We start from the raw sequence: 22,041 nt of genomic DNA on the forward strand, positions 1-22,041 counted from the left end.
TAGGACATTTCATCGAAAAAAATGGTGCTTTGTCGATAATGTTGATAAATGTCAATACATTCGTAGTCCAAACCTTACCTAAACTTAACTATGTGCTACGGAACACCCACTAAAACTATAAGAGTAATCTCACTCTTTTTGGTTTCATTTTTGGGCATTCTCTCCTCTTTTGGTCAATCCCAAAAGGCCAAAGACCAAATTCGTGCTACATATAAGCAACAAAATATCACTTCCATCATAGCTGAATGGGAAGCTGAACATCAATCAAAGAAAACGATGATCGGTCAACTGATTGCTTCAAAGGCATACAGACAGACCGAAAAAGCAAACGATGGTTCCCAAATCGAGTTGAGGGACATCGGAACCGATGGCACTCCTCTTTTTTACACGACCCTGAACGACCCAGCTTCGCAAACTTCCCGAGCACACACCCTGTACAATGAAGGTCTTTTGAACCTTGGATTGAACGGTGGCGGAATGGAAGTAGGGGTTTGGGATTCCGGTGTGGCACTGACCACGCACCAAGAGTTCGATGCCAGGGCAAACAATGCCGATGGGTCCAGTGAAATAAGCCTACATGCGACATTGGTGACGGGCAACCTCATATCCTCCGGCGTGGAGCCCAATGCCAAGGGAGTTGCCTATGGTGCCAATGCCATGACCCACGATTGGACCAAGGACAAAATTGAGGTCGCGGAAGCGGCCGTGAATGGATTGCTGTTGAGCAACCATTCCTATGGCATACTTTCCAAAAGTGTCCCTGATTGGTACTTTGGCGCCTACATCAAGGTGACGCAAGATTGGGACAAGATCATGTACAATGCCCCCTATTACCTTATGGTAACGGCTGCTGGTAATGCCCAAAACTCCAACGACAATGCAAGTCCAAATTTTGGGAAGACAGCAGATGGTTTTGATCTGTTGCTAGGATTCACGACCACCAAAAATGGGTTAACGATTGCCGGGGCCAATACAGAAATTGGCAGCAAAGGAGAATTGGTCAAGGCCACCGTGGCAGGATACAGTAGTTTTGGACCAGTGGATGACGGTCGGGTGAAGCCGGATCTTGCCGGGGATGGGTCCAATATCCTTTCCACAAGTTCGTCCACGAACAGCAGCTATCAAGTATCTTCGGGTACATCCATGGCCGCTCCTGGTGTCACTGGATCCCTTTTGCTTTTGCAACAATACCACGAAGAACTTTTTGGCACTTATATGAAAGCGGCCACGCTGAAGGGTCTTGCACTCCATACGGCAGATGATGTGGATGCCAAAGGACCCGATTACAAAATGGGTTGGGGTGTCATCAATGCAAAAACGGCCGCTGAGGTACTACAGAACAAAGAATACACCACATTGGTGAACGAGGAGACCTTGGCCGATGGCGAAAGCTTTTCCATCACCGTATCGGCAAACGGGAACGAGCCCTTGATGGCTTCCATTTCTTGGACAGACCCCGAAAGCGAATATGTGAACAAGGGCGACTTGAACAGTACTATAGCTGCCTTGACAAACGATCTCGATATCAGGATCACCAAAAACAGCGAAACGTATTTGCCCTGGAAATTAAATCCCGCCAAAGCGAACGACGCCGCCACCAAAGGGGACAACAAAGTTGACCCCTACGAAAGGGTCGAGATTGGCAATGCTTCAGGCATATATACCATCACCATTACCCATAAAGGGGGGCTTAAGAACGGATTTCAGGATTTTTCACTTATCGTTTCCGGGGCCCAAATTTCCAAATGTTCCATAGAGCAGCCCACAGATTTCGCATTGGCGTCATCCACCGATGAAGGAGCAACCCTTTCTTGGGAGGAAGCAGAAGAGACCCTCTTCGAACTGCAGTATAAAAGTTTGGATGAAGATTCTTGGATGACCGAGTTGGTGTGGGAGAACCAGATTGAACTGAATGGATTGGAAAATGGCAAGGTCTATGAGGCCCGTGTCCGCTCCATTTGTGCCGAGAACGCCGTTTCCGAATTTTCGGAGACCATCACCTTTGAATTTCAGGGAGAAGGGACTCAGATGATGGAGTTGGTGCCATTGAGCTACCCCCAAGAGCTGAACATTTCCGTTTTCCCCAATCCTGCTGTGGACTATTTGACCGTGGAGGCAGAACTTTCCCCAGATGCGCAATACACCATTGTCACCACGTCCGGAAACACCATAAAAAATGGCAAGACGCAGGGTTCCATCAATGTGTCCTCCCTGTCTACCGGGCTGTATGTGCTAGTAGTGCAGGATTACTCTGGAATCAAGAGCACCAAATTCTACAAAAACTGATTGCTATGGAATCCTTTCAAATCAATCCCCATTTTAATGGGGAAACCCGAAAGTTGGAAAAGTTCCTGAAGTTGATCTTCCTTCCGATCATTCTTTTTTAGATTTTTCGCTTCCTTCCGTCACCCTGAATTTATTTCAGGGCCTCCTAAGCCTTAAAATTGTGCAATATGTGAGATGCTGAAACGAGTTCAGCATGACGATGATCCCGTCATACTTTTTTGATCTCATCGTCGGTTATGATTAGGGATTCAAATATGAATCGTGAAGGTCCAGTAAAATAGACTTTACCGATTTTTTGTAGTCAACCTTATTGGATATCCTATATTCCTTAAGCTTTTGGACTATGGAGTCGAGATATATAAATTTTCGATTATCTCTGTATTCGTGCAACAGTGCTTCGCTTCTGTTTGGATTCTTCAATTGTTCCAAGATTATGACTTCCCCGGCCCTGACAAAGTGTTCTATGACACAAGTTTTCCAGTTGGAGTAACCTTGAGGAGCCATATCCGCCTTAATAGGAAGAAACAACGCTTCTGTTTTTTTAAGTTCGGCATCATGTTGAAGTACTATCTGGTTCGCAAATGCATGCCCGAATTCATGGATGGCAAGGCTTTGAAAGCCTTCCTTTTTAAAAATATAATCCTTTTCTATGGGCCCAAGAATAAACCTTGCAGTGCTTCCATTCGCATTCGCTCCTCCCCAACCAGGACTTGACCAAATGGTTAGACTTGGTACAATATCATATTGAGTAAAAGAGGATTCGTAAAAGGATTCTATTTCCTTTATAATTGATGGAATTTCATTGAATTCGTGTATTTGAATCAAAGTAGAGTCACAGTAGGGTTTCAAATTGGCCCAAATCGTTTCAAAATGGGATTCCGAATAAAATGCATCGACTTTTTGGACCAGTGTTTGAATAAAGGTCAATTCCTCTTCGGTTTCAAAACCCAATTCAGTTGCTTGTTCTTCGGGTAATAGATAGTTTGGGGCAAGTGGGAATTCGGGTAAATTGTACATCAATGAAATGAAAACACCATAATCGATATCGGCTCCCATGCCGAAAATCTCTTCTAGTGACTTTTTAGTTCTATTTTCCGGATATTGATGGATGAGTTTTGAAATTGGATGATTGGGATCGTTATCCGATGGGTCCCCAAGTTCAATAATATACCCGAGGAATTCAATGTTTTTGTGGAAATGAATGTTCAGATTGTCTTCTTGTGCTTGACTTACAAGAACGATTAGGAATGCATAAATGGAAATTAGATACTTCATCATTAGTTTTTGGTCAAAGAAATACTATTCAATAGAGGTAATCGACCTATAACGTGTTTTGGGAAGTGTGAAAACGTGTTTTTGGACACATTTGGGTAAAAATCAGATCAGGTGATGTATTCCGAAGGGGATTTGCCCATATGATTTTTAAAGACTTGGTTGAAAGTTGACTTTGAACTGAATCCACATTCCAAGGCCAGGCCCAAAAGGGTCTTTGTTTTGTTTTCTCCAGACTTTACTTTTTCCAGAAATGCATCAATCCGGTAGGTGTTGATGAACTCTTTGTAATTTTTATGGTGGTATTGATTGATGAGGAAAGAAACATATCGGGCAGGAAGATTCAGTTCAAGTGCCAATTGTTTCAAGGGGATATTGGGATTTAGATAGGGTTTATGTTCCTGCATGGTCTTTTCCAACAGAACTAAATTATGTTGGTCATCATAATTTGGAAACTCACGGTTTCTGTCTTCCAGTGCCAATGGGGGGAAGGTTTGATTTTCAAGAAAATTTAAAAAGGCCAAACCAAGAAAAAGTATAATACAAGTGTATTCAATTATTTCATAATGCTTGAACCCTATAAATTCAAATAGTAGCCATGTAAGGCAAACGAAGGAAAGACTTGACATTAGCATTAGAAATCGAAATTGGGGCAGTATGCTGTTTTTTTGTGACGTGAAATCTTTTCCCAGATGCAACGCATAATATGCGACCCAAAACTGGCCAAGTACCCATATCGATCCAATGAGTGGCACGTATTCTGAAAACCAAACCCATATGGGGTAATTGATCAAAGAAATGGAAGCTGCCTTAGACCAAATATCCAAGGCATAAGCAATCAAAGCAGGCAGAAAAAGCCATAAATGCCAGGTTTGAAATTTGAAATTATCATCGGTTTGGTATTTGATAAATAACCAAATACTGGGTGGAATAAGCAGATAGTTCAATAGCATCCAATACGGAAATATATTGGGACTATTATTGATTCCTGATTGGGCACCCCATGAAAAAAGTAGTTCAATTGCAAGTATCAATACCACAATTCCGATGAAGAAATCACCTTTTTTCGATGTAAAAATCCTTGACAACAAGGCGAGGGCAATCAAAAACCCGATTAACGCGGAAAAGAGGAATAAATGCTGTTGAATTTCCAATGTTTATTACCTTTTGCTTTGAACTGTTCTACAACTCTAATACACAGTAAACCTTAAAATTAGCTAATTAATAAAGAGTTTGGCAGTCGAGCTCCATTCAAACTATCTCTTTTCAGGGGATAATTTTAACAATTTCCTCATCAGATAACAGTTCCTCATTCCGCATGCGCAGAAATATCTGGGCCGTAGTCACCACATCCAATTCGCAATAAGTGATGATTCGGTCCAGGCCATTTTCCTCGTAGAACACATCTTTCACCATGCTTCCGTCCATATCCTCTTTGGGGGAAGGGATGCCCAGCACATGGGCCAATAGTTTCAACGAGGTATAGTGCTTGTAGTCCCCAAATTTCCATAGCTCCAGCGTATCCAGATGAGGGACTTCCCATGGTTTTTTCCCAAAAAGGTCCAATTTGTAGGGCAGGTTGATGCCATTGATGACCATTCTACGGGCAATGTACGGAAAATCGAATTCCTTGCCATTGTGGGCACATAGTAGGTGCTTGGTCTGACTGAAATGGTCCTTCAAAAGCTGTTTGAACTGTTTTAAGATCTGGATCTCCTCCCCGTGAAAGGAAGTGACCCTAAAGCTCCTGGAATCCCCTTTGAAGGTAAAATACCCGACGGAAATACATAAGATCTTGCCAAATTCGGCCCAAATGCCGGCACGTTCATAAAAATCCTCCGCACTGATCTCCTCTTTTCGTTGGTACTGTGTTTTTTGTTCCCAGAGCACTTGTGAAGTCTCATCAAGGTCGGTGAAAAGCCGGCTTTGAGGTACGGTCTCAATATCCAAGAAGAGGATATGGTCCAGGTTAAGTTTGTAAAGCATGGTAAAAATTTAAAAAAGAGCTGTCTGCTTGGCAGGGCTCTCGTGTTCCAACAACCATTTTTTTCTATGCAGTCCACCTGCATAGCCAGTGAGGTCTCCGTTGGTTCCGATGACGCGGTGACAGGGCACCACGATCCAAAGTGGATTTTTGCCATTGGCCGAGGCTACTGCACGAATGGCTTTTACGTCTCCCAACTTTTTGGAAAGGTCCAAATAAGAAACGGTTTTTCCAAAAGGAATTTCAAGTAGGGCCTCCCACACTTTTTTTTGAAAATCGGTGCCCGAAGGGTTCAGTTTGAGGTCGAATTGCCGGCGGGAACCTTCAAAATATTCCTGGAGTTGATAGACGGCGTCTTCCAGAACGGCTGGAATTATCCCAATCGGTTTATTTTCATCCAAAATGGATATGGAAGCAAGTCCTTCTTCATCGCCTTGAAACTCTGCAATTCCCACAGGAGTTTGTAAATAAGCGATTTCCATCAGTCCACTTTATTTTTTCCTTCAATGATTCCCAAACGCTTGGCGCGGGTCTCCCAGTTCCTTCTGGCGAGTACTTGGAGGTCTTCCACATTGTCGCTTTCGTCCATGATCTCCAATCCGAGGAGGGTCTCTATCACATCTTCCATGGTCACCAGACCGCTCACGGAACCATATTCGTCCACAATTAGGGAAACGTGTTCCCTGTTCTCCACGAGCTTCTCAAAGAGCTCGGGAATGGGTTTGGATCGGATGGTCACCAAAATATCCCTTCGGATGGTAGAGAGGCTTTCATTGCCTTTTTTATTGATGATGGCCTCCAAGAGTTCATCTTTCAGGAAAAAGCCCGTGATATTGTCCATACGGTCCTTGTAGAGGGGAATCCTGGAGAAGCGCAAAGGCCGGTTCGCCTCAAAAAATTCTTTGATGGTCATGTCCTCCGAGGCAATTTTGAGTACGGTCCTCGGGGTCATCACATCCTTGGCCTTAATCTGTTCAAAACGGAGCAGGTTTTTGATGACCTTGGATTCCGATTCTTGAAAGACACCTTCTTCATGGGCAATCTCCGTCATCGCCGTAAAATCTTCTCGGCTCAGTACACTGCCATGGTGGCCCTTCCCGATAAGTTTGGTGAACAACTGTAGTACCCACAAAAGGCCGGTCCATTTCATGATGAACACCATGACGGTGAGGGATTTTGCCGTAAAGTTGGCCAATTGCTTCCAAAAAGTGGCCCCAATGGTCTTGGGAATGATCTCGGAGGTGACCAAGATCAAAATGGTCATGACGGTGGAAACAAGCCCCACCATAAGGTCTTCGGTAAACTGGAACCCCAAGATGGTGCGTTCGGTGGCTCCGTACATTTCAGCATAGGCCGCCTTGGCCTGCACTCCCACTAAAATGGCGCCCACCGTATGTGCAACGGTATTCAGGGTAAGGATGGCAATCAAGGGTTTGTCCACATCCTTTTTAAGGAACTCGAAAGTGGAGGCATACTCTTTCCCTTCCTGTTTTTTCACATTGATGAACGTTGGGGTGATGCTGAGCAGCACGGCCTCCAAAATGGAGCACAAAAAGGAAAAAAAGATTGAAATCAGGGCGTAAAAAATCAGTAGTCCCATGGATTGTTATAGCTTGAGTACCAAGATAGCGAATAGGAATCAATTTTCAGGCTGGATGGCCTCGGCTTTATAAAAAACATCCTGAAGTGCCTGCCTAATATCCAAACTATACAATTTTCGGTGGTCTCTATTGGGATATACGCGATTGGACAGAAAAATATAGGTCAATTTTTTAACGGGATCTGCCCAAACAAAAGTGCCCGTAAAACCGGAATGGCCGAAACTCTCCGGTGATACCAAAGGAGAAGGGTAGGCTTCTTCCAAAGGACGTGTGGCGTTGTCCAGCAGGGGCTTGTCAAAACCCAGTCCTCGGTAATTGTCATTTTCAGGATATTGGACCGTGGTGAATTCCTTTACAGTTGCCTCGGAAATGAGTTGCTGACCATTCGTGGCACCATAATGTTGATAGAACAGCATGATCTTGGCGAGGTCATCGGCCGTTCCGAAGAGCCCTGCATTGCCAGAAACACCTCCCATCAACGATGCATTTTCGTCATGGACCCATCCTTTTACCAAGGTTTTTCGAAATAGGGTATCGACCTCGGTGGGGACAATGGCGTTCGCATAGTGTTTGGTACTGGGCAAATAGCCTAAAGTGTGACAGGCCAAAGGCCCATAAAAATTATCTTGGAGGTAGGTCTGATAGTCCGCTCCGGTGATTTGTTCGATCAATCTGGGAAAGATGAGAAAAGTAAGCCCCGAGTACACGTATTTTTTCTCCTCGGAAACATCGGAGCGGTTGATGATGCGGTCCATTTTCCGCACGAAGCGATGGTTGATGTAAAGGGTATCATACACTTGCCCGATGAACTTTTTGTTGGGCGACTGCTGCACAAAACGGGATTTCAGCTTTCCCTTTCGCATTACTTTCTGAAGGAATACAATGTAGGGTTCCAATCCGGCCTGATGGGCCAATATTTGACGGAGGGTGAGGTCCTTTTTGTCCTTTTGTTTTCTCCAGGGTTTCCAATAGGTGCTGAATGGGACATCCAAGTTGAGTTTGCCCTCGTCCACCAACTTCATCAAGGCGGGCAACGGACCGGTAATCTTGGTCACCGAGGCCAGGTCATACAGGTCGTTGAGGGCCACGGGCTGGATGCTGTCATAGGTGTGAAACCCATATGCTTTGTGAAAAATGATGGTATCGTTTTTGGCCACTAGGACCTGGGCCCCGGGAAAGGCTTCGTTTTTGATACCCATTTCCATGATGGAATCGACCTTTTGGTCGATATAGGCCTCGTTGAACCCTAATGTTGAGGGTAGGGCATGGATAAGTTCATGTTGGGCAATACCCCAATGTAAACAAAGCACAAAAAACAGAAACGATACGATAATTTTCTTCATGGGCTATCCTAGTGAGCGAACAAAGTCTTTGGCAAAATAACTGGCAATGATGTTGGCCCCGGCCCTTTTGATGGCGGTCAATTGTTCCAACATAACGGCATCGTGGTCCAACCACCCTTTTTCGGCTGCGGCCTTTACCATGGCATATTCGCCTGAAACCTGATAAACGGCAACCGGAACATCCACTTCGTTACGGATTTCACGGACGATATCGAGATAGCACAGTCCGGGTTTTACCATGACGATATCGGCACCTTCATCGATGTCCAATTGGGTTTCCCGAATAGCTTCATACCGATTGGCATAATCCATTTGATAGGTTTTCTTGTCCTTGGGAACATTGGCCATATCCACAGGTGCGGAATCCAGCGCATCCCGGAACGGACCGTAAAAGGCACTGGCATATTTGGCGGAATAGGCCATGATTCCCGTATTGGTGAAACCTTCGTCTTCCAAAGCTTCGCGAATGGTAAGGATGCGTCCGTCCATCATATCGCTTGGAGCTACAAAGTCGGCCCCGGCTTGTGCATGGGACACACTCATTTCGGCCAATACTTCTGCCGTCTCGTCATTTAAGATCTGTCCTTCGGCCACGATACCATCATGACCGTAAGAGGAAAAAGGATCTAGGGCCACATCGGTCATCACCAACATTTGGGGACAGGCATTTTTGACGGTTTTTATGGCACGCTGCATCAATCCGTTGGGGTTGAGTGCCTCGGTGCCCTTATTGTCTTTCAGTTTGTCATCGACCTTTACAAAAAGCAGCACGGAACATAATCCCATGTTCCATAGTTCCTTCACTTCTTTTTCCAGTTGGTCCAAGCTGAGGCGAAAATAGTTGGGCATGGAGGGAATCTCTTCCCTAATACCTTTGCCTTCGGTCACAAAAAGGGGGACCAAAAAATCATCTGGGGTCACAATGGTCTCGCGAACCAATCTTCGAATGGAAGCTGAGGTACGGAGTCTTCGGGTGCGTATGAGTGGGTACATATCTTGGTTTTTTAATGTATGGGTCGTTGGAACAAAACTACGTATTAAACCCAATCTTTTGGGTTTTGCAGCACTTGGATCAATTTTTCCTCCTCACTTCCTTTTTCTGGGTGATGGTCATACCGCCATTGAACGTGGGGGGGCAGGCTCATCAAAATGCTTTCGATGCGACCATTGGTCCGTAGTCCAAAAAGGGTGCCCTTGTCGTGTACCAAATTGAACTCGACATAGCGTCCCCGGCGTATCTCTTGCCAGTCCCTATTCTCTTGTGAATATGGAAGTTCCATTCTTTTTGTAACAATTGGTATATAAGCCTCAAGGAAACTGTCACCGACTTCAGTGACAAACTTGTACCAGTCTTCCATGCCCATGGTTTCGGTTGCTTTGCAATAGTCAAAGAACAGACCGCCCACGCCCCTGGCCTCGTTACGATGTGCATTCCAGAAATAGTCGTCGCATTTCTTTTTGTAGGCGGGATAAAATTCGGGATGATGGGCATCACAGGCCTTTTTACAAGTTTGGTGAAAATGTTTGGCGTCTTCCTCGAACAAATAGTAGGGAGTAAGGTCCTGTCCGCCACCAAACCATTGGTCAACGATTTTTCCCTCCTTGTCATACATTTCAAAATAGCGCCAGTTGGCATGCACGGTCGGTACCATCGGATTCTTGGGGTGAAGGACCAAGCTGAGACCGCAGGCAAAGAAATCGGCATCCTCGACCCCGAAATAGGTTTGCATACTTTTGGGCAATTCCCCAAAAACCTTGGAAATGTTCACACCGCCTTTTTCAAAAACGGCACCATTTTCTATCACACGGGTCCTGCCACCACCACCTTCCGGACGCTCCCATAGATCTTCCTGGAACAAGGCCTTTCCATCCACTTCTTCTAGTTTGGAAGTAATGGTGTCCTGTAGTTTTTGAATGTAATCGTAAAATTTCTCCTTCATGATTCAATAATATGTACCAATTGGTCTTTTAAGGCTGATAAATGGGTAGTCTCTTCAATTTTAATAGATTCCAAGGTCATTTTTTGAAGAATGGAAATGATTTCCTTTTCTGATTTTTCGGAATTCCCTTCAAAAATGAACCGTCCCACCGCATTGTTGTGCAAATCCATCGCCTTGGCCAATGCTTTGTTCGGAAAAGCTTCTTCATGCCAATCGGTGACCTTTTTGGCCCAGTCAGTGGCCACGGCTTCTTTTTTGTTCCATTTCAGGCACCTTTTTGCAATCAAATAATTCCAAAGTGCGTGCCTGAAGGCATTGGCCGGACCATTTTTATGGTGCAGCTTACCATAATGCGCCGTGGAAATTTTGATACAGTCTTTAGTGGCCTTTATCGTCGGGACAATGAACAATGGTCTGCCCATCCCCAACAAAATACCTTTCAGTATATATTTGAAATTAACCCGTTTTACTATTGAAAATGGGTTCACTCCTGATATTCTTTTACGGCATCAACGAACGCCTTCGCGTTTTCCAATGGGATATTGGGTAAAATACCGTGGCCCAGGTTCACCACATATTTGTCCTTTCCAAACTCACGGATCATTTGATGTACCATGGTTTTGATCTTCTCGGGAGGGGACAGCAACCGGGCCGGGTCAAAATTACCTTGCAGGGTAATGTTGCCACCGGACAGATACCTTGCGTTTTTGGCAGAGCAGGTCCAATCCACGCCCACAGCGGAAGCTCCCGATATCGCCATCTCCTTGAGGGCAAACCAACATCCTTTTCCGAAAACAATGACTGGGGACTCATCCTTCAGCGCATCCACGATCTGTTGGATGTAGGGCCATGAAAATTCTTGGTAATCGGTGGGGGACAACATCCCTCCCCAGGAATCGAACACCTGCACGGCGTTCACTCCCGCTTTTACCTTCGCTTTTAGATAAGCGATGGTGGTATCGGTGATCTTTTGGAGGAGTTGATGCGCCAGTTCGGGTTGGGTGAAACAGAATCCACGGGCCTTGTCAAAGCTTTTGCTCCCTTGTCCTTCCACACAGTAGCACAAAATGGTCCACGGTGATCCTGCAAAGCCGATCAGCGGAATATCATCGTTCAATTTTTCCTTGGTCAAGGTTATGGTATCCATCACATAGCCCAACGTGTCCTGGATATTGGGAACAATGACCTTTTCGAGGTCATCCTTGGTGCGTATGGGATTGGGCAGGTAAGGTCCAAAATTGGGTTTCATCTGCACTTCGATGTCCATGGCCTGCGGAATCACCAAAATGTCGCTAAAGAGGATTGCAGCATCCATACCATATCTTCGGATGGGTTGCACGGTGATCTCTGAAGCCAATTCCGGGGTCTGGCATCTTGTGAAGAAGTCGTACTTTTTGCGGAGCTCCATGAACTCTGGCAAATAGCGACCGGCTTGACGCATCATCCATACAGGAGGCCTGTCCACGCTCTCACCTTTCAATGCCCTAAGGAACAAATCATTTTTGATCATATATTTTAATTTATCATTCCTGCGTAGGCAGGAATCTTTTTGACTCTGTATGGGAACTTCGACTACACTCAGTCCCCTTTAATTGATAATTCTTTTATGGCTTGGACCAACACGTTTTCCACGGTTGGTTTGTTGGCTATTACAATTTTTTCCGAATATTTTTTGGCTTCGGATGCTGTGGTTTCCCCAATGCAGAACAAGGTGCTGTTTTTCAGGGTATTTTCCAAAAGAAAGCTTTGGATGCCCCTTGGGCTAAAGAACAGGATCCCTTCAAAATCCGTAAAAAAGGCTTTTGAATTGAGGATGGAGCTATAAACGACAACTTCTTTATACCAAATGTTATTTTTAGAAAAGATATGTGGGAGATCATCCCTTCGTTGCTGCCCGCAAACAAACACGAAGGCTTCAGTTGAATGGTTTTCCACGATGAATTCACCTAAATCCGAAGCATATTCGGTCATTTGGACTACTTGCAGTCCATTGGATTCCAAAAGTGATTTGGTTTTTTCCCCAACACAGAAAACATTGAAAGATGAAAGGTCCAAACCTTTGGTTTGTTGGAGAAAGGCACTTACGGCATTCCTACTCGTAAAAATATAATTCTGATGGTCCAACGGTATTTTGGTGTCGAGGAATTCGATTTTCAGGGCATCATATTCCACCAGACCCAGGCCAGAATTCAGGAACAGTTCTTTTTGGGACGGGGTGAGTATTTTAGTGGAGAGCACTGTTTTCATTTCTGATTTCCTGCATCAATTTGTCCCCGCCGTTGGCCAAAACTTCCTTGGCGCATACTTCCCCAAAGCCTTTGGCTTCGGACAATTTCACCTCTTTTTTGATCTCGACCTTCTTTTTTCCATCCAAAGAAAATACAGCGCCCTCAAAAAATACCTTTTGGTCTTTAATCTGTGCCAACGCACCTATTGGGGCAGTACAGCCTCCTTCCAATGTCCGTAGAAAGTCGCGCTCTATTTTGGTGGCCAGTTCTGAATCGGGGTCGTTCAGCTTGGCAAGGGCCTCGCGTGAATATTTGTCGGTTTCCATGGCTACCACCAACATGGCTCCCTGTGCCGGCGCGGGTATCATCCAATCCAAATAAATGGCATCCTTGGGCAGCAATTTGATACGTTCAAGCCCGGCTTGGGCAAAAATGGCGCCTTGCCAATCGTTTTCAATGAGTTTGATCAAACGGGTATTCACATTTCCCCTTAAATCCACAACTTGATGGTTGGGAAACCGGTTCAGCCATTGGGCCTTTCGTCGTAGGCTTCCAGTGGCAATCGTAGCCGGAGCACTCGATTCCAAAAAAGAGGAGCCTTTGTGGACCAAAATATCGTGGGTGATGGCGCGCTCCAATACGGCAGCTTGTACAATGCCCTTGGGCAATTGGGTGGGCACATCTTTCATGGAATGCACGGCGATATCGATCTGCCCTTGCAACATGGCCACATCCAAAGCCTTGGTAAAAATTCCGGTCACGCCCAGTTCGTACAAGGGTTTGTCCAGCACTTGATCGCCCATGGATTTGGTGGGCACCAAAGTGGTGTCGTACCCCAATTTTTCAAGTTTTTCCTGTACAGTGGTCGCTTGCCACAGTGCCAGTTCGCTGTCGCGGGTGCCTATTCGTATGATCTTGCTCATTTCGAATCGAGTTCTAACTGGAACACCTTTTGAATAAGTTCAAGACTGTCCTCGGTATCTGCATCGGCGCTCTTCAAGTGGTTGGCGAACTGCTTGGTGATCTTTTGGATGATACGGTCGGAAATCATCTCGGCCTGATCTTGGTTGAAATCGGTCAATTTTTTGGAATGAAAATCGATTTCTTCGGCCTTCATGGTCCTGAGTTTTTCCTTCAAAGCGTTGATGACCGGTGCAAACTTTCTTGTTTCCAGCCACTTGAGGAAGTCCTTTTTCACCTGTTCTATGATGGCCTCGGCCTTGGGAACATATGCCTTTCGTTTGGCCAGCGTATCGTCCGTGATCTGAGAGAGCTGGTCCAGGTGCACCAAAGAAACATTCTCCAGTTCCAGCACATCGTCCGAAACGTTCTTGGGAACCGAGAGGTCCAAGATCAACAATGGTTTTTTGGGATGAATCAAGGCTTTGGACACGGTGGGCAATTGGGCCCCGGTGGCCACGACCAGAATATCCGCTTTGCGGATTTCGGTCTGTAGGTCGCCATAGTCCTTGACCGTCAGTTGGAACTTTCCGGCAATGTCCTCCGCTTTCTCCCGGGTCCTATTGATCAAGGTGATGTGGGAGTTATTGGAATGCTTGATCAGGTTTTCACAAGTGTTCCTTCCGATCTTCCCTGTTCCGAACAAAAGAATGTTCTTTTCGGAAATGTTGGGAACGTTGTCCAAGATATATTTTACCGATGCAAAGGCCACCGATGTGGCACCGGAGGAGAGCTCGGTCTCGTTTTTGATGCGTTTGCTGGCTTGGATCACCGCATTGCACAGGCGCTCCAAAAACGGGTTGGCCATATCATACTTTCGGGCCCTGTAAAACCCTTGTTTGATCTGGCTGATAATTTCAAAATCGCCCAAAATCTGGCTGTCCAGACCCGTGCCCACTTTGAACATGTGTGAAATGGCATCATGGTTCTTGTACACGTAGGCCACTTCCTGGAATTCTTCCACGGTACCTTGCGTTTGGTCGCAAAGCAGTTTGATGAGTTGATAGGGGTGTTGTGCAAAACCGTACAGTTCGGTTCGGTTGCAGGTGGATATCGCCAGAAGGCCATCCACTCCCAATTCTTTCGCCTTCACCAAAATTTGGTCAATGGCAGGAACATCCAGACTGAACTTTCCTCTCACCTCTGCATCTGCCTTCTTGTAACTCAACCCGACGGCGTAGAAAGAATTATGTTTTGAAATATGGTAGTTCCTCATAAAGGATAAAATCGCAGCACAAAATTAACAGTGTTCATTCGTATAAAATAACGCTAGCGGAACTATAGAGGGATTGCGTCGATATCCAAGGTTTAAATTTTACATAAAATCTGCTGATGCATTGATTTTATTGGTAAATTTGATGAAACACGATTTAATTTAGAGCGATTCTAAATTAACGGATTTGAAAACAAACGCAAAGAATCCATATGAAAAATATCGCTGAAGGTTCCTATGATGAAATTTTGGTGGAAGATGGGATTTTTATCCTGAAAATCCAGAACGATACCAAAGAGCCCAAGGTCATCACAAGGGATATCGACAGTTCCTACATCCAATTCCATTTTTGTTTGAAGGGCCGGTCCCGGTTCAATTTTAACGAAGGCAATTATTATTTGGAGGTGAACGAGGAAAACTCCCTTTTGCTGTACAACACCCAAAAGGACCTTCCGTTGGATCTGGTGGTTTCGCCCAACTCGTGGCTGTTGTCCGTGGTGATGACGATCCGGAAATTCCATTCGTTGTTTTCCGATGAAGCGGATTACATCCCATTTTTGAGCGATGACAACAAGGAAAAGAAATACTATTCCCAAGAAATGGTGTCGCCGGCCATCGCCGTGGTCCTGAGCCAGTTGATGAACTACAACTTGCATCCTTCCATCAAAAAGCTGTATTTAAAAGGAAAGGTGTTCGAGTTGATTTCCCTTTATTTCAACAAAACCGAGGATGCCGACCTGGAGCAATGCCCTTATCTGGCCGATGAGGACAATGTTAGAAGGATTAAAATGGCCAAGGAAATCATCATATCGCGTATGGCGGAACCCCCAACGTTGCCAGAATTGTCCGAAGAAGTGGGGCTGGGACTTAAAAAATTGAAGGAGGGGTTCAAACAGATCTATGGCGATTCCGTTTATGGCTTTTTGTTCGATTATAAGATGGAGTATGCCCGCAAAATGTTGGAATCCGGCAAGCACAATGTGAACGATGTGGGACTCAAGGTCGGTTACAGTACGGCAAGCCATTTTATAGCCTCGTTCAAAAAGAAGTTCGGCACCACACCCAAAAAATATGTAACTTCAAACGTATAAAAAAGCAACATGAAACAAATTGCATCGCTCCTTTTTGGTCTGGTCTTAATGATCCAAGCGGCCGCCCAGGACAATCCTTCCACAGAAAGCCAGGAAGCCAAAATGCCAGAATTGGCCCTCGTTTTTACCAAAACAGCCGGTTTTAGACATCAATCCATAGAAAAGGGCGTACAGACCTTTCGTGAAATAGGGAGGAAAAACGGTTTTATCGCCCTGCAAACAGAAAGCGGTGAAGATTTTACCCCACAAAACCTGAAAAACTACAAGCTGATCGTTTTCTTGAACACGACCATGGATGTGCTGAACGATGCCCAACAAAAGGCCTTTGAATCCTACATCAAAAATGGGGGGAGTTATTTGGGAGTACATGGCGCCTCCGATACCGAATACGATTGGCCTTGGTATGGCAAATTGGTGGGGGGTTATTTTGTGAACCATCCAGAGCAACAAAAGGCCAAAATTGATGTGATTGACAAAACACATCCTTCCACGGTCCATTTACAAGATGTTTGGATGCATTTTGATGAATGGTACAATTTCAAGGACCTGAATCCCAATGTGCATGTGCTCCTAAAATTGGATGAATCCAGTTATAAAGGAGGCACCAATGGGGAAAATCACCCTATTGCCTGGTACCATGAATACGATGGGGGCAGGGTTTTTTATACAGGTTTGGGCCATACCGAAGCTTCCTATGATGAACCCGATTTTCGCCAACACCTTTTGGGTGCTATCGAGTGGTGTTTAAAGCGAAAGTAAGGTAGGCCTTGCCACAATGATCCCAATATTGTTTTTAATGTTCTTGAGGTAATCTGCCAAAGGCAGTTCGCTGATTTCCACTTCTCCGTTTTTGCTGGAGGCATGCAGTAGATGCAACCGACCATCAGGCTGATGGATAGCAATTCCGGTATGGGTCACATCCAGCCCTTTGATGGAAGTGGCCAGAGCTAAAATGTCCCCAGATTGGATCAGATGTTCCTTGCTTTGGATGTCTTCTTTGGGCAAATAGCACAAAGTTTCCCGGGCGAGATCTTGTTCCACTTGTTGCATGGCCTGAAAGTTCTCGTCACTGGCCAAAAAGGGGTACAGGTTTCGGTGTGTTCCCATAAAATCGATGGGTTTTTTCAGTTCCACACCGCCAATTTCCGCTGTGATATCCTTCACCAAACCTTTCTTCTGATTGTTTCGAATCCACTCCGTAAAATAGTGTAAACGTGAAGAGTATCCTTTCATTTTTCCGTTTCTATACCGAATGGTCTCTAGATTCTTGACAAAAGCGTCAAAATCCATTTCCCGATCTCTCAACATCAGGCTGAAGGCCATCACATTTTCCACAAAAGTGGTACAATCCAATCCGCTAAAGTTCACCACTAAGGTTTCGGTGTCGCCAATCTCCAATGTTTTTTCAACATAGGGAATGCCCAAAAAGGATTTTCCAACGACCATGATCGTATCGCCCAAACTGCTGGCTTGGGTCTTCTCCAAAGCAGCCATTTTCGAATCAAAAAGCGTTTTGTCCTTTGGGGAACAAGTGATTTGTTGGGCTAAGGCATTAGGTGAAAACACCCAAACGACGAGTAGACATAAAGCGATATGATATGTTCTAATGCTTAAACCTGAAATATTCATGGGGTTTATAATATGTTTTTAATTCTGGATCAATGAACTCGACCTGTATTAAGTCAGGGTAGGTGATAAAGTCCAAATGTAGGGATGTTGAGGTCAAATTCAGGTCTTCGATCCTCAAGTTCGGATAGGCTTCTTGTATTTCTTCGGGGATTTGACCGATTGTTCCTGAAAAATCTGGGGAAGAATATACGTTCCAAGTTGTTTGGACCAAATCCACAAAGGGTTCACCCTCCTTAATTTCCCACAAGACATCTTTCAATTGAAAATCCAGATTGGTTTCAAATTCATGATTGTAAATGGATTCGTTTAGGACAGTAATCCATTTGTTCTCTGGGATAACAATTTCATCGGGCTTATCACCAAATTTTGTGTAGGCGTATACAAACTCATCCGTATTATAACTTATAATGCTCAAATATTTCGAGTAAGAATTTAAGTATCCAAGTTTGAGCGGGGCAGGTGGATTATTATCTCCAAAAAAATAGGAAGTAAATTTTCCACCACTCAGACTGATTGGTTGGTCATCATCAAAAACAGCTGAAATTGATGATAGACTATAGGTTGAAGTTGTGCTGGGCAATTCAACTTCCAAATAACTGTCAAAAGATTTAAAGTCTGAATAATCTAAGGTTATTTCCTCCCCATCAGTAGGATTTTCAATGACATAGTATTTTAGATCATTGCTAGAATCATATATGGTATAGAAGAAGTCGGGGTTGTCATAGAGCTGAATATTTTCATGGGATTCGGTGCTGGTAAAACCTGGTAGGACAGGACCACTGGTTGCAACAAGAATCCCTTGTTTATCTGAAATCCATTGGTATTTTGGAGATACTACATTCACCACAGTAACATTGAAACTGCCTGTGGATGGGTTTCTCGGAACATGATTGTTTGCTCCAGGACTCAAGGTATATTTCCAGTGTGACCCTAAGGATATGTTCGGATACGATTTGATGGTATGCAACATCTGACCTTCAATAGAATTTGTGTAACTGAATAAAGTTATGGTGAAATTGTTTGGTTGTATTTCTCCTTCCATAACTTGAAAATCAAAAGTGTCATCGAATTCAAACTGCTTAAAGTCCAATAGGTTACCATTTTCATCGTGGATGATGATCCAATCATCTGTATCAGCGGTGCTATCTAAAACTTCAAAAGTAAAGTAAGTGACCATTTTTGGTTCTTCCTCTTGAGGATTTTCACCAGTCGGATCTTCATTGTCATCAATTATGGGGTCAGACGTCCCATCGCTGGAGCACGATGCAAAAAGAACAGTTAAAGCCAATAATAAAATTGCTGGATATTTCATGTGCATGGTTTAGTCCCACTAAAGATAAAAAACCAATCAGGTTACCCCCATTTTTTTTGATGAATGGTAATATAAAGTGTTGAAGAATGAAGGAGCTTAGTCATTTTGGTTGTCCAGCAACACCCTTGTTCGGGCGACGCTTTCCGGATAATTTTTCTGTAAATAAACAATCAAATGCTCACGCACATGCACGCGAAGGTCCCAAGCGGTGGGCGAGTCCTTGGCACTCATCAAAGCGCGAACCTCTACACAGGTAGGTTTGGATTCTGTCACTTGCAAGACATTCACCTTGCCATCCCAAAGATCGGTGTTTTCGAGTATGCGAGTGAGTTCTTCTCGAAGTTTATCAAAAGGAACGTCATAATCCACGAACAAAAACACAGTACCCAAGATATCGGCAGAAGTCTTGGTCCAATTCTGGAAGGGCTTATCGATAAAATAGGGCGTGGGCACGATCAATCTGCGCTTGTCCCAAATGGCCACCACCACATAGGTCAGGGTGATTTCCTCAATGCGGCCCCATTCGCCTTCCACAATCACCACATCATCCAATTTAATAGGCTGTGCAATGGCAATCTGGATGCCCGCCAATATGGTGCCGATGAATTTTTGGGCCGAAAAACCGATAATGATCCCAGCTACCCCGGCCGAAGCAAAGATGCTGATCCCCAATTCCCGTATCTCCTGAAAACTCATCAACGCGAAACCAACGGCCAGCAGAATGATGATGAAAATGAAGATCCGTTCCAAAATGGTGAATTGCGTATAGACCTTTCGTGCTTTCAGGTTGTCCGCGACTCCGACATCGTAATTGCGGATCACAATTTGTTTAACGATTTTCAGCAAAGCAATCATTGCCCAACTCATCGCAAAAATGAACAACAGTGTACTGGCCTTTCGGAACCAAAAACCGGCATCTTCCAGGCTCAAAAGCTCGCGGAGCGGTTTCATCCGAAGGAATACGGAGAGAAAAATCAAAAGCAAGGGGACGGCCAATTTTCGGAAAGACCCTGATGGCAACAAATATTTGGGACTTTTGCCCATTCTTTTGAGGGCTATGGAAACCATCCAATATAAGAGCACCAGAACGAGCAGGGCACTGCCCAAATAGATCAGGGATTCTTTGGAAACGGTATCAGAAAAAGACTCCATATCCACAAAAATAAGGAGAATTGTCCACAGGCGCTGTCCTTGAACAAAATCGAGATTCGTTATTCCATCATTAAAAACTATTTTGGAAGGCCAAGGCCCAAGTCCGAAGCGTGTTGTATTTTTGCTGCTCAAAATAGAAAGCCGTGCAAAAAGGAGTTTTATTGGTGAACTTGGGTTCGCCCGACAGCCCCACCGCAAAAGATGTGAAACCGTATTTGGATGAATTTTTGATGGACGAGCGTGTCATCGATGTGAACCCCGTTTTGCGGAACATCATCGTTCGTGGAATCATCTTGAACACACGCCCCAAGCGTTCCGCAGAAGCGTATTCCAAAATTTGGTGGGAAGAAGGTTCGCCCTTGATCGTGATTTCCCAACGGTTTATGGCCAAGGTGAAGGAAAAGGTTGACCTGCCTGTTGCCTTGGGCATGCGTTATGGCTCCATGTCCATCAAGGAAGGATTGCAGGAATTGAAGGAAAAAGGGGTGGATGAGGTATTTTTGGTGCCCTTGTATCCGCACTACGCCATGTCGTCCTACGAAACCGTGGTGGTTAAGGCCATGGAAGTGCAGGCCGAATTTTTCCCTGGGATGCAACTGACCACCCTGCCCGCATTTTACAGCAACCCCTATTACATCAAGATCTTATCTAAAAGTATCGCTGAAGGGTTGAAGGGTTTTGATTACGACCATATCCTGTTTTCGTATCACGGTATCCCGGAACGCCACATCAAGAAGTCGGACCCGACAAAATCACATTGTAAATTGGACGGCAAATGCTGCCAGACCAACTCGGTTGCCCATCATACCTGTTACAAGCACCAATGTTTGGACACCACCGAATTGGTAAAAAGAGAATTGGGACTCCCCGAGGAAAAGGTCAGTTCCTCTTTCCAATCCCGTTTGGGCAGTGATCCTTGGTTACAGCCCTTTACCGACAAGGAATTTGAAAGATTGCCCAAAGAAGGAATCAAGAAATTGGCGGTGATTACCCCGGCCTTTGTGAGCGACTGTTTGGAAACCTTGGAAGAAATAGCCATGGAAGGTAAGCACCAGTTCCAAGAAGCAGGGGGAGGGGATTACATCCACATTTCCTGTTTGAACGACCGTGACGATTGGGCCGAATTGATGGCCGAATGGATCAAGCAATGGGAGAAAAGCGGTGTCCTTCCCGAATACCACATTCAATAATACCGGAAAAAGAAAATTGCTTTATGAAAATTGAACACTTGGAGGAGCACTTAAAAGCGGTGCGCGACCAACTGAAAAACCATCCCCTATATGCCCAACTGGAATCGGTGGAGGATATCAAGACCTTCATGGAAAGCCATGTGTATGCCGTATGGGATTTTATGTCGTTGTTGAAAGCCTTGCAACAACATTTGACCTGTACCGCCCTGCCTTGGAAACCAGCTTCGGATGCTTCCGTGGCCCGATTCATCAACGAGATCGTGTTGGAAGAGGAAAGTGATTTCAACGAATTAGGCGTGGCCAAAAGCCATTTTGAAATGTACTTGGATGCCATGGAAGAAGTGGAGGCCGATACATCCAAAGTATTACAGGTAATCTCCACATTTACCGATTTGGAGCACATATCCCATCAAATTGAAAACACCAATCTGGACCAAGCGGAAAAAGATTTTTTGCAATTCACCTTTGAGGCCATAAATACCCAACAACCCCATATCATTGCTGCCGCCTTTACCTTCGGAAGGGAAGATTTGATCCCGGATATGTTTTTGGGCATCATTGAACAATCCGGAGAAAACGGTCCAAGCAAATACGCCAAACTTTCCTACTACTTGAAAAGACATATTGAGCTGGACGGTGACGAACACGGACCTTTGGCGGTCAAAATGATCAAGGCCCTTTGTGGTTCCGATGAGCAAAAATGGGAAGAGGTTTTCCACTTTAGCAAAAAAGCTTTGGAACGCAGAATTGGACTTTGGGACAGCATCGCCAAAAAACTCACCGAGAACAAAGATAATTTGGTGGATGCGTTGTAGATTTGAGCGAACGGTTAGTTCACTC

21 protein-coding genes are annotated in these 22,041 nt (G+C 44.8%); 5 read left to right on the forward strand and 16 right to left on the reverse strand.

All coding sequences use genetic code 11. The features are described from left to right. Window positions 1-276 precede the first annotated feature (276 nt). Window positions 277-2,286, forward strand: coding sequence for a S8 family serine peptidase (locus tag DB398_RS14855; protein ID WP_234416329.1), 2,010 nt, complete (start codon window positions 277-279; stop codon window positions 2,284-2,286). A 240-nt stretch (window positions 2,287-2,526) separates the two neighbouring features. Here the strand turns inward: DB398_RS14855 and DB398_RS14860 are convergent, their stop codons facing one another. From DB398_RS14860 to hemA, 13 genes are all read right to left on the reverse strand, one after another. Next, window positions 2,527-3,564, reverse strand: a complete 1,038-nt coding sequence (locus DB398_RS14860; RefSeq protein WP_108425230.1) for a DUF4932 domain-containing protein — start codon at window positions 3,562-3,564, stop codon at window positions 2,527-2,529. A gap of 104 nt (window positions 3,565-3,668) precedes the next feature. Beyond that, a complete protein-coding gene (locus tag DB398_RS18385; RefSeq protein WP_159076457.1) occupies window positions 3,669-4,040 on the reverse strand; it encodes a helix-turn-helix domain-containing protein in 372 nt (123 codons plus the stop codon). A 784-nt stretch (window positions 4,041-4,824) separates the two neighbouring features. After that, the gene (locus DB398_RS14870) at window positions 4,825-5,544 is read right to left on the reverse strand and encodes a 3'-5' exonuclease (protein WP_108425232.1); all 720 of its coding nucleotides are present in this window, start codon (window positions 5,542-5,544) and stop codon (window positions 4,825-4,827) included. A 9-nt stretch (window positions 5,545-5,553) separates the two neighbouring features. Beyond that, window positions 5,554-6,024 carry a methylated-DNA--[protein]-cysteine S-methyltransferase gene (locus tag DB398_RS14875; protein WP_108425233.1) on the reverse strand — a complete coding sequence of 157 codons (471 nt, stop codon included), beginning with the start codon at window positions 6,022-6,024 and terminating at the stop codon, window positions 5,554-5,556. Then, window positions 6,024-7,142 (reverse strand): CNNM domain-containing protein, encoded by a 1,119-nt coding sequence (locus DB398_RS14880; protein ID WP_108425234.1) that lies wholly within the window; start codon window positions 7,140-7,142, stop codon window positions 6,024-6,026. Before DB398_RS14880 ends, DB398_RS14875 begins: the two co-directional genes overlap by 1 nt. A gap of 39 nt (window positions 7,143-7,181) precedes the next feature. Continuing rightward, the gene (locus DB398_RS14885; protein WP_108425235.1) at window positions 7,182-8,486 is read right to left on the reverse strand and encodes a serine hydrolase domain-containing protein; all 1,305 of its coding nucleotides are present in this window, start codon (window positions 8,484-8,486) and stop codon (window positions 7,182-7,184) included. Window positions 8,487-8,489: 3 nt separating this feature from the next. Then, window positions 8,490-9,479: a porphobilinogen synthase gene (gene hemB, locus DB398_RS14890; protein WP_108425236.1), complete on the reverse strand. Its 990-nt coding sequence runs from the start codon at window positions 9,477-9,479 to the stop codon at window positions 8,490-8,492. A gap of 44 nt (window positions 9,480-9,523) precedes the next feature. Continuing rightward, entirely contained in the window at window positions 9,524-10,426 is a 903-nt protein-coding gene (gene hemF, locus DB398_RS14895) for an oxygen-dependent coproporphyrinogen oxidase (RefSeq protein ID WP_108425237.1), read from the reverse strand. Continuing rightward, window positions 10,423-10,848: a DUF6973 domain-containing protein gene (locus DB398_RS14900; protein ID WP_108425238.1), complete on the reverse strand. Its 426-nt coding sequence runs from the start codon at window positions 10,846-10,848 to the stop codon at window positions 10,423-10,425. Before DB398_RS14900 ends, hemF begins: the two co-directional genes overlap by 4 nt. Window positions 10,849-10,910: 62 nt before the next feature. Then, window positions 10,911-11,936: a uroporphyrinogen decarboxylase gene (hemE, locus tag DB398_RS14905; RefSeq protein WP_108425239.1), complete on the reverse strand. Its 1,026-nt coding sequence runs from the start codon at window positions 11,934-11,936 to the stop codon at window positions 10,911-10,913. Window positions 11,937-12,004: 68 nt separating this feature from the next. Further along, window positions 12,005-12,673 carry a uroporphyrinogen-III synthase gene (locus DB398_RS14910; RefSeq protein ID WP_108425240.1) on the reverse strand — a complete coding sequence of 223 codons (669 nt, stop codon included), beginning with the start codon at window positions 12,671-12,673 and terminating at the stop codon, window positions 12,005-12,007. Further along, the gene (hemC, locus tag DB398_RS14915) at window positions 12,651-13,577 is read right to left on the reverse strand and encodes a hydroxymethylbilane synthase (protein ID WP_108425241.1); all 927 of its coding nucleotides are present in this window, start codon (window positions 13,575-13,577) and stop codon (window positions 12,651-12,653) included. The genes DB398_RS14910 and hemC overlap by 23 nt, the downstream gene beginning before the upstream one ends. Continuing rightward, window positions 13,574-14,830 carry a glutamyl-tRNA reductase gene (hemA, locus tag DB398_RS14920; RefSeq protein WP_108425242.1) on the reverse strand — a complete coding sequence of 419 codons (1,257 nt, stop codon included), beginning with the start codon at window positions 14,828-14,830 and terminating at the stop codon, window positions 13,574-13,576. Before hemA ends, hemC begins: the two co-directional genes overlap by 4 nt. Before the next feature lie 209 nt (window positions 14,831-15,039). Between hemA and DB398_RS14925 the strand changes: the two genes are divergently transcribed. Further along, window positions 15,040-15,918 (forward strand): helix-turn-helix domain-containing protein, encoded by an 879-nt coding sequence (locus tag DB398_RS14925; protein ID WP_108425243.1) that lies wholly within the window; start codon window positions 15,040-15,042, stop codon window positions 15,916-15,918. 9 nt (window positions 15,919-15,927) lie between these two features. Next, window positions 15,928-16,677 (forward strand): ThuA domain-containing protein, encoded by a 750-nt coding sequence (locus DB398_RS14930; RefSeq protein ID WP_108425244.1) that lies wholly within the window; start codon window positions 15,928-15,930, stop codon window positions 16,675-16,677. Here the strand turns inward: DB398_RS14930 and DB398_RS14935 are convergent. From DB398_RS14935 to DB398_RS14945, 3 genes are all read right to left on the reverse strand, one after another. Then, window positions 16,663-17,412, reverse strand: a complete 750-nt coding sequence (locus tag DB398_RS14935; RefSeq protein WP_234416332.1) for an N-acetylmuramoyl-L-alanine amidase-like domain-containing protein — start codon at window positions 17,410-17,412, stop codon at window positions 16,663-16,665. The two genes, DB398_RS14930 and DB398_RS14935, sit on opposite strands and share 15 nt — an antisense overlap. A gap of 109 nt (window positions 17,413-17,521) precedes the next feature. Further along, window positions 17,522-18,859, reverse strand: coding sequence for a hypothetical protein (locus tag DB398_RS14940; protein WP_159076458.1), 1,338 nt, complete (start codon window positions 18,857-18,859; stop codon window positions 17,522-17,524). 96 nt (window positions 18,860-18,955) lie between these two features. Continuing rightward, the gene (locus tag DB398_RS14945) at window positions 18,956-20,011 is read right to left on the reverse strand and encodes a mechanosensitive ion channel family protein (protein ID WP_108425247.1); all 1,056 of its coding nucleotides are present in this window, start codon (window positions 20,009-20,011) and stop codon (window positions 18,956-18,958) included. A 143-nt stretch (window positions 20,012-20,154) separates the two neighbouring features. Here DB398_RS14945 and hemH point away from each other — a divergent pair, with 143 nt between their 5' ends. Both hemH and DB398_RS14955 read left to right on the forward strand, forming a co-directional pair. Beyond that, window positions 20,155-21,201, forward strand: coding sequence for a ferrochelatase (gene hemH / locus DB398_RS14950; protein ID WP_108425248.1), 1,047 nt, complete (start codon window positions 20,155-20,157; stop codon window positions 21,199-21,201). 23 nt (window positions 21,202-21,224) lie between these two features. Next, window positions 21,225-22,016 carry a DUF3050 domain-containing protein gene (locus DB398_RS14955; RefSeq protein WP_108425249.1) on the forward strand — a complete coding sequence of 264 codons (792 nt, stop codon included), beginning with the start codon at window positions 21,225-21,227 and terminating at the stop codon, window positions 22,014-22,016. Window positions 22,017-22,041: the final 25 nt, after the last annotated feature.

This window comes from Flagellimonas amoyensis, assembly GCF_003058265.1.
GTDB lineage: Bacteria > Bacteroidota > Bacteroidia > Flavobacteriales > Flavobacteriaceae > Flagellimonas > Flagellimonas amoyensis.

Bases quoted from the DNA above. Each gene is read 5' to 3' on its own strand.
- hemB (WP_108425236.1), bottom strand. From the start codon at position 9,479: ATGTACCCACTCATACGCACCCGAAGACTCCGTACCTCAGCTTCCATT.
- DB398_RS14875 (WP_108425233.1), bottom strand. From the start codon at position 6,024: ATGGAAATCGCTTATTTACAAACTCCTGTGGGAATTGCAGAGTTTCAA.
- hemC (WP_108425241.1), bottom strand. From the start codon at position 13,577: ATGAGCAAGATCATACGAATAGGCACCCGCGACAGCGAACTGGCACTG.
- DB398_RS14940 (WP_159076458.1), bottom strand. From the start codon at position 18,859: ATGAAATATCCAGCAATTTTATTATTGGCTTTAACTGTTCTTTTTGCA.
- hemF (WP_108425237.1), bottom strand. From the start codon at position 10,426: ATGAAGGAGAAATTTTACGATTACATTCAAAAACTACAGGACACCATT.
- DB398_RS14955 (WP_108425249.1), top strand. From the start codon at position 21,225: ATGAAAATTGAACACTTGGAGGAGCACTTAAAAGCGGTGCGCGACCAA.
- DB398_RS14880 (WP_108425234.1), bottom strand. From the start codon at position 7,142: ATGGGACTACTGATTTTTTACGCCCTGATTTCAATCTTTTTTTCCTTT.
- DB398_RS14945 (WP_108425247.1), bottom strand. From the start codon at position 20,011: ATGGAGTCTTTTTCTGATACCGTTTCCAAAGAATCCCTGATCTATTTG.
- hemE (WP_108425239.1), bottom strand. From the start codon at position 11,936: ATGATCAAAAATGATTTGTTCCTTAGGGCATTGAAAGGTGAGAGCGTG.
- DB398_RS14935 (WP_234416332.1), bottom strand. From the start codon at position 17,412: ATGGCTGCTTTGGAGAAGACCCAAGCCAGCAGTTTGGGCGATACGATC.
- DB398_RS14855 (WP_234416329.1), top strand. From the start codon at position 277: ATGATCGGTCAACTGATTGCTTCAAAGGCATACAGACAGACCGAAAAA.
- DB398_RS14925 (WP_108425243.1), top strand. From the start codon at position 15,040: ATGAAAAATATCGCTGAAGGTTCCTATGATGAAATTTTGGTGGAAGAT.
- DB398_RS14885 (WP_108425235.1), bottom strand. From the start codon at position 8,486: ATGAAGAAAATTATCGTATCGTTTCTGTTTTTTGTGCTTTGTTTACAT.
- hemA (WP_108425242.1), bottom strand. From the start codon at position 14,830: ATGAGGAACTACCATATTTCAAAACATAATTCTTTCTACGCCGTCGGG.
- DB398_RS14900 (WP_108425238.1), bottom strand. From the start codon at position 10,848: ATGGGCAGACCATTGTTCATTGTCCCGACGATAAAGGCCACTAAAGAC.
- DB398_RS14870 (WP_108425232.1), bottom strand. From the start codon at position 5,544: ATGCTTTACAAACTTAACCTGGACCATATCCTCTTCTTGGATATTGAG.
- DB398_RS14860 (WP_108425230.1), bottom strand. From the start codon at position 3,564: ATGATGAAGTATCTAATTTCCATTTATGCATTCCTAATCGTTCTTGTA.
- DB398_RS14930 (WP_108425244.1), top strand. From the start codon at position 15,928: ATGAAACAAATTGCATCGCTCCTTTTTGGTCTGGTCTTAATGATCCAA.
- DB398_RS14910 (WP_108425240.1), bottom strand. From the start codon at position 12,673: ATGAAAACAGTGCTCTCCACTAAAATACTCACCCCGTCCCAAAAAGAA.